Origin of the sequence: Acetobacter oeni (assembly GCF_011516825.1) — a bacterium.
GTDB classification, from domain to species: domain Bacteria; phylum Pseudomonadota; class Alphaproteobacteria; order Acetobacterales; family Acetobacteraceae; genus Acetobacter; species Acetobacter oeni.
The window spans coordinates 1-8,904 of record NZ_WOTA01000056.1; the positions used below are offsets into that span (position 1 = coordinate 1).

The 8,904-nt window shown below is 52.2% G+C and carries 8 protein-coding genes and 1 pseudogene; 5 read left to right on the forward strand and 4 right to left on the reverse strand.

What is annotated here, in order from left to right:
• Positions 1 to 107: 107 nt before the first annotated feature.
• Positions 108 to 545, forward strand: a pseudogene (locus tag GOB90_RS18030) (integrase core domain-containing protein); the annotation flags it as partial.
• Here GOB90_RS18030 and GOB90_RS18035 read toward each other — a convergent pair.
• Positions 546 to 1,463 carry a LysR family transcriptional regulator gene (locus tag GOB90_RS18035; RefSeq protein ID WP_146892919.1) on the reverse strand — a complete coding sequence of 306 codons (918 nt, stop codon included), beginning with the start codon at positions 1,461 to 1,463 and terminating at the stop codon, positions 546 to 548. It lies immediately after the preceding pseudogene.
• A 234-nt stretch (positions 1,464 to 1,697) separates the two neighbouring features.
• A protein-coding gene (locus GOB90_RS18040; protein WP_082779839.1) for an IS5 family transposase occupies positions 1,698 to 2,494 on the reverse strand; the annotation gives its coding sequence in 2 pieces (ribosomal slippage) (positions 1,698 to 2,155 and positions 2,155 to 2,494; 798 coding nt in all).
• A gap of 109 nt (positions 2,495 to 2,603) precedes the next feature.
• Here GOB90_RS18040 and GOB90_RS18045 point away from each other — a divergent pair.
• From GOB90_RS18045 to GOB90_RS18055, 3 genes are all read left to right on the forward strand, one after another.
• Positions 2,604 to 3,683 (forward strand): IS5 family transposase, encoded by a 1,080-nt coding sequence (locus tag GOB90_RS18045; RefSeq protein ID WP_146892917.1) that lies wholly within the window; start codon positions 2,604 to 2,606, stop codon positions 3,681 to 3,683.
• Positions 3,684 to 4,001: 318 nt separating this feature from the next.
• Entirely contained in the window at positions 4,002 to 5,291 is a 1,290-nt protein-coding gene (locus GOB90_RS18050) for an MFS transporter (RefSeq protein WP_146892915.1), read from the forward strand.
• Between the two features lie 30 nt (positions 5,292 to 5,321).
• Positions 5,322 to 6,398: a tartrate dehydrogenase gene (locus GOB90_RS18055; RefSeq protein ID WP_146892913.1), complete on the forward strand. Its 1,077-nt coding sequence runs from the start codon at positions 5,322 to 5,324 to the stop codon at positions 6,396 to 6,398.
• An 88-nt stretch (positions 6,399 to 6,486) separates the two neighbouring features.
• Here the strand turns inward: GOB90_RS18055 and GOB90_RS18060 are convergent.
• Positions 6,487 to 7,235, reverse strand: a protein-coding gene (locus tag GOB90_RS18060) for an IS5 family transposase (RefSeq protein WP_099046888.1) whose coding sequence is annotated in 2 segments (ribosomal slippage) — positions 6,487 to 6,944 and positions 6,944 to 7,235 — 750 coding nt in all. Because the reading frame shifts where the segments join, the coding sequence is not laid out codon by codon here.
• Positions 7,236 to 7,478: 243 nt separating this feature from the next.
• On the opposite strand from GOB90_RS18060, the gene GOB90_RS18065 reads away from it, so the two are divergent.
• Positions 7,479 to 8,474 (forward strand): IS481 family transposase, encoded by a 996-nt coding sequence (locus tag GOB90_RS18065; protein WP_146892924.1) that lies wholly within the window; start codon positions 7,479 to 7,481, stop codon positions 8,472 to 8,474.
• 9 nt (positions 8,475 to 8,483) lie between these two features.
• Here GOB90_RS18065 and GOB90_RS19875 read toward each other — a convergent pair whose 3' ends face one another.
• Complete coding sequence (locus GOB90_RS19875; protein ID WP_373322125.1) at positions 8,484 to 8,780, reverse strand: transposase; 297 nt, start codon at positions 8,778 to 8,780, stop codon at positions 8,484 to 8,486.
• Between the last annotated feature and the right edge of the window lie 124 nt (positions 8,781 to 8,904).

Here is an 8,904-nt window from a genome sequence, read left to right on the forward strand (position 1 = left end):
CACTCTGTCTGCATCGGGTTCGTTTATTGCTTATGAAAAATTCTTTTGTGCAAAACAGACTTTTTCATAATCTAACCCGATGCACAACCCTTCTGTGAGATTTCCGCGTCAAGGCTGTCAAAGCCGCCTTTCCTTTCCGGATCACCCATATCCCGACCGATCGTGGTTCCTGTTTTACGGCGGATGCCTTTGAAAAGGCCTGCCGTGACATGACGATCGACCGACGCCGGACGAAAGCTTATTCCCCTCAGACCAATGGAAAGGTGGAACGCTTCAATGGCCGGGTGGTGACAGAAGTGCTGCAGGTCTGTGTTTCAAGCCATGAGGATCTCGAAATCCTGCTCAGAGGCTTCTGCTTCGCTTACAACCAACGAAAGCAGCGTGTTCTGAACAGACTATCCCCCGTGGAACACATCACTTCGTGGCTCGAGGAAAATCCCAGAGCCCGCAACTCTGATTACGTGAAATTAGACAGTCGAGGTATCATGAAACAAGTCTACGAAATCCTCAAATACGCCGTTGACGTCTCACAACCTGACAGCTAGTTATGCACCGCAGGAATATTTCCCAAGGTTACTAATTAACATATTAAGAATCGTATCGCGCACTGGGTCACGCGAACTTCGAAGCCATGCTGCAGCAAGTGGAAGCTGTCCGATTTCGCTATTTCCACGGACTTCAAGAGGAACTATAGACACACATGGGTCTACAACTTGTGCGGTCCATCGTGGAACAATAGCGATGCCGAGCCCTGCCGCGACGAGGCCAAGGATAGTTTTCTTCTCATCTGCAATTCCCGCGATATTCGGGCGCACGCCAGCTTCCTGAAATAATCTCATCGTCAAGTCATAACTATGGGGGCGAACCCGCCTGTCAGGCACAATTAACGGTTCACTGGTAATTTGATAGACGCTGATAGACGGACTTTTGGCTAGAATGTGACCAATTGGCAATGCCAAAACGGGTGACTCATAAAACAGAAATTTAAATTCCAGACGCTTGTCATATTTTTCAGGTGGGCGCACAAAGGCCAAATCAAGAGCTCCAGATAAGAGTCTCGGCAAGAGCCTAATTGTCTTGTCCTCTCTCAATTGTATAGTTGTTGTGGGATTGGATAATTTCATATCCTTAAGAAGTATAGGCATCAGACCTGCAGACGCGCTGTCGATTGCTCCTATACGGAATCTCGAGACAGTTTTCTCCCTCTTTCTTTGTCGGAAATATAAAGTGATTTCTTGAACTTGTTCTAATAAATTTCTAGCGGACTCCACGAGACTGGCGCCATCTTCGGTTAACTCTACTGTACGAGTAGTTCGAACAAACAGAGTCGTTCCCAAACTTTCCTCGAGTAATTTGATTTGACGTCCAATAGCTGCGGGCGACATCTGTAAATTTCTGGCGGCTTGTCCGAAATGGAGAGTTTCCGCAACGTTAATAAAACATTGCAATTGATGCAATTCCATAGCCACACCTCCACCTTGACGCATTATGCCATTTTATAATATAAAATCAAACTATGTCTGGTAAAATTTCTTGGAGCTACTGGCCGTATTAATGGTGCTTGTCTGCATCGAATGGGAGAAAGCACGGACGAGAAGTGGGAGTTCGAAGGACCATTAGTGGTGCTGTCACGTTAATTGAAGCTGCATGCGAAGAACGGCCAATTGCTGGTGGAACGTGGAGGGTTCTAGGGCCTGTTAGGGCTTGATCCAGTCTGCTGCGGCAGCGATGTGGATGACCGCGAGGAACGACGTTGCTGTTTTTTCATATCTGGTTGCGACAGCGCGCCACTCCTTGAGGCGAGCCCAGAGGTTCTCAACGAGATGCCGACACCGATAGGCCCATTTGGGGCAGGCGACCGGGCCATCGCGTCGTTTCGCGGGAATGGCTGGCCGTGCTCCCATGTCCCATATCCGTTCACGCATGGCGTTCGACGCGTAGCCCTTGTCCGCTACTACCCACAGGGGAGTGGCGGGAAGGCTGTCGAGCATGGCTGGTGCCAGAGGCAGTTCATGAGCCTGTCCAGGGGCCAGCGCAAAACCGAAGGCTTTTCCATGTCCATCAGCGATCACGCAGACTTTTGTGCCATAGCCGCCGCGAGAGCGGCCAAGTGCTTCACGATGGTCTCGCTCTTCGAAAGAGGCCCCTTTTTTTGGGCTCCCGCCGCTTTGTGGTGAGCCCTGATGTTCGTGCCATCCAGAAAAGTCATTCCGAATGCCACTCCCTGTTGTTCCTGAACCAGTGCGAGCAGCCGCTCCCATACGCCGAGCTTCGCCCAGCGGATGAAAAGCTGCGCAGCCCGCCACCACGGACCCAGTTCAGCGGGGATACTCCGCCATTTCGCGCCATTCTCATGACGCCAGAAAATCGCTGCTATCGTCCGCCGCAGATCATGTGGCGGCGTCTTGCCCCTCGGGCGAACCTCCTCAATCAGAGGTTCCCAGATCGCCCATGTCTCGTCCGTAAAGGTGCCTGTTCTGTCTCCTTCTTCCATCCCTACAATATGGGAAGAAATTCAAGATCTAACAGGCCCTAAAAGCCTCTTGGTATTGAGGCCTACGCTGTGATTCCATTTTTCCGGTTCTGGTTGGAGGAATGAGGATATGAAACAGGCGGTATTTTTTGGCGTTGAGGAGCGGCTTGCTCGGTTAAGCGGTCTTGGCGACCAGCTCGAAGCGTTTTCCCGGACTGTGGATTTTGAGGTGTTCCGCCCGGAGCTGGACGAGGCACTGGCCTATTCAGACGGGAGTAAAGGCGGTCGTCCGCCGTTTGATCCGGTGCTGATGTTCAAGATCCTGGTGATCCAGACACTCAACAATCTGTCCGATGAACGGACGGAATACCTGATCACCGACCGTCTCTCCTTCATGCGCTTTTTAGGTCTAGGACTGTCGGACCGCGTGCCGGATGCCAGAACCGTCTGGCTGTTCCGGGAGCGTCTGACACAGGCGGGAGCAATTGAAATTCTGTTCAATCGCTTTGATGCAACCCTGCGTAACGCCGGTTATCTGCCGATGTCAGGCCAGATCCTGGATGCCACGCTGGTAGCGGCTCCGAAGCAGCGCAATACCAATACGGAGAAGGTGGGTCTGCGTGAAGGACGGATCCCCCAGGACTGGCAGGACAAGCCGTCAAGGCTGTCCCACAAGGACAGGCATGCACGCTGGACTCTGAAATTCACGAAAGCGAAGCGACAGGAGGACGGGAGTATGCCTGCAACAGATCTGGCCATCCCGTTCTTTGGCTATAAATCGCACATCTCCATCGACCGGAAATTTCGGCTGATCCGCAAATGGAAGACGACAGATGCCGCTACCAGCGATGGTGCCAGACTACGTGAGGGGCTTCTTGATCGCAGCAATACGGCGTCTGATGTCTGGGCTGATACAGCCTACCGCTCAAAAGCCAATGAGGCCTTCATGGAAAAGCAGGTCTTTGTTTCGAAGGTTCACAGGAAAAAGCCGCATCTCAAGCCCATGCCACGCCATATCCAGAGATCCAACACAGGAAAGTCCGTTATCCGGTCGCGTGTCGAGCATGTCTTTGCCGATCAGAAATCACAAATGGGATTGTTCATCCGAACTGTCGGTATCACTCGGGCCACCATGAGAATCGGCCTGGCCAATATCGTCTATAATATGCGCCGCTTTCTCCTCTTGGAGCGGATTAACGCCGCCGCTTAGCAATACAGAGCATGAACCCCTCGCTCTGCTCAAAACCAAGAGTAAAAGTCAGACTAGGGAAGCAGAAGTCAACACGCTAAAAACCTGAAATCAGGCGCAAGAGATGTCAATCAACGGTTTTTGGAACCCTCCAGGTCGTTTCCGCAGATGTTTGTTAAGCCGGCGGAGTTAACGTGACAGCCCCGCGCCAGGTGAATTGAACCAAATTACTATATAATAAAATGGAGATTGTCTACTCCCTATCAGTCGTCTAGTTTTTTACTTTGGAAGTGAATCCGGGAATAATAAAAAATAACAAACGACAAGTAGGAATTACTCATGTCTCCCGATATCGGAAAAAAAACGACCCGCAAGGTTTCGCTCAGAATTATACCGTTCATCATGTGCCTATATTACATGGTGTTTCTTGATCGAATAAATCTGGGTTTTGCATCTCTTAGCATGAATAAAGATCTTAATCTTTCTTCTGCTGAATTCGGATTTGGAGCGGGCATATTTTTCTGGGGGTATTTGCTTTGCGAAATTCCTTCGAATCTTGCGTTGCACAGAGTCGGCGCTAGGCTGTGGATCGCTCGTATTATGGTCAGCTTGGGAGTCCTTGCGGCCATAGAATCTCTAATAAATGACTCAACTGGTTTTTATATCGTTCGATTCCTACTGGGCGCGGCGGAGGCTGGCTTTTTCCCGGGTGTAATATTCTATATCTCCCATTGGTTTCCTGCTCAACAACGTGCGAAAGCTACGTCGTTATTCATGGCTTCAGCACCACTTGCGGCGGTGTTTGGATCGCCTCTGTCCGGCGTGGTTCTTGGCTTGAGTGGATTTCTTGGACTCAAGGGCTGGCAGTGGCTGTTTCTTTCTGAGGCTGTCCCCGCTCTTTTTCTTGGCATGATGTGTCTGTTTTACATGACAGACCGTCCCGAACAAGCCTCGTGGCTCGAGGAAGATGAGCGTGCATGGCTTGTTACGACCATCAACGCTGAAAAGGCAGCGAAGGTATCAACAGAGACCAGTCGTATAGGTCGAGCAATTTCGGATCCTCGTGTTCTGGCTCTGGCCCTTGTCTATTTTGGGACATCGGCGGGCCTGTACACTCTTGGAGTGTGGGCTCCTCAGATCATCAAAAGCTTCGGTGTGACCAATATACAGGTTGGTTTTCTGAACGCGGTGCCGCCAGCTCTTGCAATCGTGGGCATGTATGTCTGGGCATGGCATTCTGATCGCACAAATGAGCGTCCATTTCATGTTATATTGCCGTGCTTGCTGGCTGCTGCTGGTCTGTTTCTGGTCAATCATGCGGCAGGCGTAGTGAGCGTTGTGGCGGCATTGGCTGTCGTTAATGTCGGGATCACATCAGCCAAATCACCATTTTGGAGTCTGCCTACAATGTTCCTTTCAGGGCCAGGTGCAGCAGCAGGGCTCGCGACAATTAACTCCGTTGGCAGTCTCGGTGGTTTCGTCGGTCCGGCCATGATCGGCTGGATAAAGACGCAGACGCATGACTTCACTGGAGGTCTCTACTTTGTCAGTGCATTACTGATCCTCTCTGCAGTCGTGACCTTTGTGGTCTCCCGGTTCATCATACGCCCGATGAATATTGAGGCGTGATGGATTTTTTTTAAATAACAGGAGAGTATAATGAAAACGTACAAAATCGCTGCGATCCCGGGTGACGGAATTGGAACGGAAGTCATAGACGCCGGCGTCGAAGCCCTTCAGGCTCTCGCCAACCGGGACGGGAGCTTTTCCTTCGAGTTCGATCATTTCGACTGGGGCGGTGATTACTATAAAAAACATGGTCGCATGATGCCGGAAGACGGCCTCGAGCAGATCAGGAATCACGATGCGATCCTGTTCGGATCTGCAGGGCATCCAGATATTCCAGATCATGTTACGCTGTGGGGCTTACGTCTGGCCATTTGCCAGCCTTTTGACCAGTATGCTAATGTCCGTCCAACTCGCGTACTGCCCGGAATCACATCTCCTCTGCGTAAGGTCATTGGCCCCGAATTGAACTGGGTCATTGTACGCGAGAACTCCGAAGGAGAATATGCGGGAGTTGGTGGGCGTGTGCATCAGGGACTGCCCGAAGAAGCTGCAACGGATCTCTCGTTGATGACGCGTGCTGGCGTTACGCGAATCATGCGCTTCGCTTTTAAATTGGCGCAGAGCAGGCCACGTAAGTTGTTGACTGTTGTCACCAAATCCAATGCCCAGCGATATGCGATGGTCATGTGGGATGAAATTGCAGCAGAAGTTGCCAAGGAGTTTCCAGATGTAACTTCCGACAAGATGTTGGTTGATGCGATGACTATGCGTATGACGCTGAAACCCGAAACACTTGACACGATTGTCGCTACTAACTTGCATGCTGACATTCTTTCCGATCTGGCCGCTTCACTAGCCGGATCCCTGGGTATTGCTCCGACCGCAAACATAAACCCGGAGCGTAAATTTCCTTCAATGTTTGAACCAATTCATGGCTCTGCATTCGATATTATGGGTAAAGGTATTGCCAACCCCGTTGGCACGTTTTGGTCGGCCGTGATGATGCTGGATCATCTTGGAGAGCACGCTGCAGCCGAAAATCTTATGAAAGCCATTGAGCGAGTTACTGCGAATACGGACCTCCACACACCGGACCTCGGGGGGCAAGCCAATACTCGTATAGTTACAGATGCCGTTCTTACCGCCATTCGGTCTGAGAACGCCTGAAGGAGAAGATTATGACGGGGAAGTGGAGCGATGAGCATGCACGGGTAGCCTTACGGCGGATATTCGACGCGGCAGTTACTAGGGCCTGTTAGCACTTGATCCAGTCTGCGGCGGCAGCGATGTGGATGACCGCGAGGAACGAGGTTGCTGTTTTTTCGTATCTGGTTGCGACAGCGCGCCATTCCTTGAGACGAGCCCAGAGGTTCTCCACAAGATGTCGGCATCGATAGGCCCATTTGGGACAGGCGACCGGCGCATCGCGTCGTTTCGCGGGAATGGCCGGTCGGGCTCCCATGTCCCATATCCGTTCACGAAAGGCGTCTGACGCGTAGCCTTTGTCCGCCACGACCCACAGGGGAACAGAGGGGAGATCGTCGAGCATGGCTGGCGCCAGTGGCAGTTCATGGGCCTGTCCGGGTGCCAGAGCGAAACCAATGGCTTTTCCGTGTCCGTCCGCGATCACGCACACTTTTGTGCCATAGCCGCCGCGAGAGCGGCCAAGTGCTTCACGATGGTCTCGCTCTTCGAAAGAGGCCCCTTTTTTTGGGCTCCCGCCGCCTTGTGGTGAGCCCTGATGTTCGTGCCATCCAGAAAAGTCATGCCCAGCGCCACTCCGTGGTGGTCCTGAACCAGTTCGAGCAGGCGTTCCCACACCCCCAGTTTCGCCCAGCGGATGAAAAGCTGCGCCGCCCGCCACCACGGACCCAGCTCAGCGGGGATACTTCGCCATTTCGCACCATTCTCATGACGCCAGAAGATCGCTGCTATCGTACGCCGCAGATCATGGGGCGGTGTCTTGCCCCTTGGCCGAACCGCCTCAATCAGCGGTTCCCAGATCGCCCATGTCTCATCAGTGAAAGTGCCTGTTCCGTCTCCTTCTTCAATCCATACAATATAGGAAGTATTTTAAGATCTAACAGGCCCTAGTGTAAGCTGATGACATCATGGCTCTATCTTGCCGCTGTAGTATCCGACGATATCATCTAGCTGTCAGGTTGTGAGACGTCATTGGGATGATGTAGCGTGGGCGATACCGCGTTATGCTTCGTTGTTTTCTTCCGTTTGCAGGGAGACCGAATGATGCTTCAGATCCACCCACAGGCACGCACGACACCGGCTGTCCGGGCTGAGATAGCTCGTTCGTCAGAACCGACATCCGTGCTCGCCAGACGCTACGGGATCAGCGATGAAACAGTCCGCAAGTGGCGCAGGCGTGGTTCGGACGCCTGTCAGGACCGCAGCAGCCGTCCCTGGAGGCTGGCCTGGAAAGCCTCGGAGGAGGAGCGCGCCATTGTCTGTCAGCTTCGGCGTTCTACCGGTTTTGGTCTGGATGATCTGACCTTTGTCTTACGGCATTTCCTGCCGCATCTGAACCGGGACAATATCTGGCGGATACTGAAAGACGCCGGATTGAACAGGCTGCCTCCTGTTCCAAAGGCCGGACCAGTTCGGGGACAGGGAAAGTTCCGCGATTACGATCCCGGTTATGTCCATATCGATGTGAAACATCTGCCAAAATTACAGACAGCAGATGGGGACCGGCGGAAACGTTTTCTGTATGTCGCCATCGATCGCTGTTCCCGTTCAGTGCACCTGGCTGTTTATGACGCGGAAAATGCGGATAATTCCGTTGACTTCCTCAATGCCGTCAAATCGGCCTTTCCTTTCCGGATCACCCATATCCTGACCGATCGTGGCTCCTGCTTTACAGCGGACGCCTTCGAAAAAGCCTGTCATGACATGGGAATCGACCGACGCCGGACCAAGGCTTACTCCCCTCAGACCAATGGAATGGTGGAACGCTTCAATGGCCGTGTCGCTACAGAAGTACTGCAGGTCTGTGTCTCAAACCATGAAGATCTGGAAATTCTGCTCAGAGGCTTCTGTTTCGCCTACAATCATCGCCCGCAGCGTGTTCTGGGCGGCATCGCTCCCGCCCAATGCATCATCTCATGGCTTGAAAAACATCCCGCGTCACGTAATCAAGACTATATCAAACCGGCTGGTCGTGACATCATGAAACAGGTCGACGAAATCCTTGATTACGCCAATGACGTCTCACAACCTGACAACTAGGCTCAGGACTCATTCTTTGAGGTAGAAGATGAAGCTTGCTGCGATGTGGATAGCGGACATGAAAGTGTGTGCGCAGCGGTCATATCGTGTTGCCACCCGCCGCCAGTCTTTGAGCTTTGCGAACATGTTTTCGATGAGGTGGCGCTTTTTATATAGATGCCAGTTGTAAAGTGGCTTTGATTTCCGGTTCTTCTTCGGCGGAATACAAGCGGTGATCTTCCGTTCTGCGAGAGACTGCCTGATTTTATTACTGTCGTATCCCCGGTCCCCGATGACCTCTTCTGCCTCATCGGGAAGGTCTGCCAGAAGTACATCTGCTCTGAATTGCCCCGGGTTTTGTGGAGACGTTTTTTATCTGATTTAAGCGGCTAATGCATGTGATTTCTGTTGTGCATAAAAGCGTGCCTCAGCTTCTGCTGGCGGGATGTTT

What these genes read in the sequence shown, in the direction of transcription:
- GOB90_RS18035 (WP_146892919.1), bottom strand. Translation starts at nt 1,463, where the DNA reads ATGGAATTGCATCAATTGCAATGTTTTATTAACGTTGCGGAAACTCTC.
- GOB90_RS18045 (WP_146892917.1), top strand. Translation starts at nt 2,604, where the DNA reads ATGAAACAGGCGGTATTTTTTGGCGTTGAGGAGCGGCTTGCTCGGTTA.
- GOB90_RS18050 (WP_146892915.1), top strand. Translation starts at nt 4,002, where the DNA reads ATGTCTCCCGATATCGGAAAAAAAACGACCCGCAAGGTTTCGCTCAGA.
- GOB90_RS18055 (WP_146892913.1), top strand. Translation starts at nt 5,322, where the DNA reads ATGAAAACGTACAAAATCGCTGCGATCCCGGGTGACGGAATTGGAACG.
- GOB90_RS18065 (WP_146892924.1), top strand. Translation starts at nt 7,479, where the DNA reads ATGCTTCAGATCCACCCACAGGCACGCACGACACCGGCTGTCCGGGCT.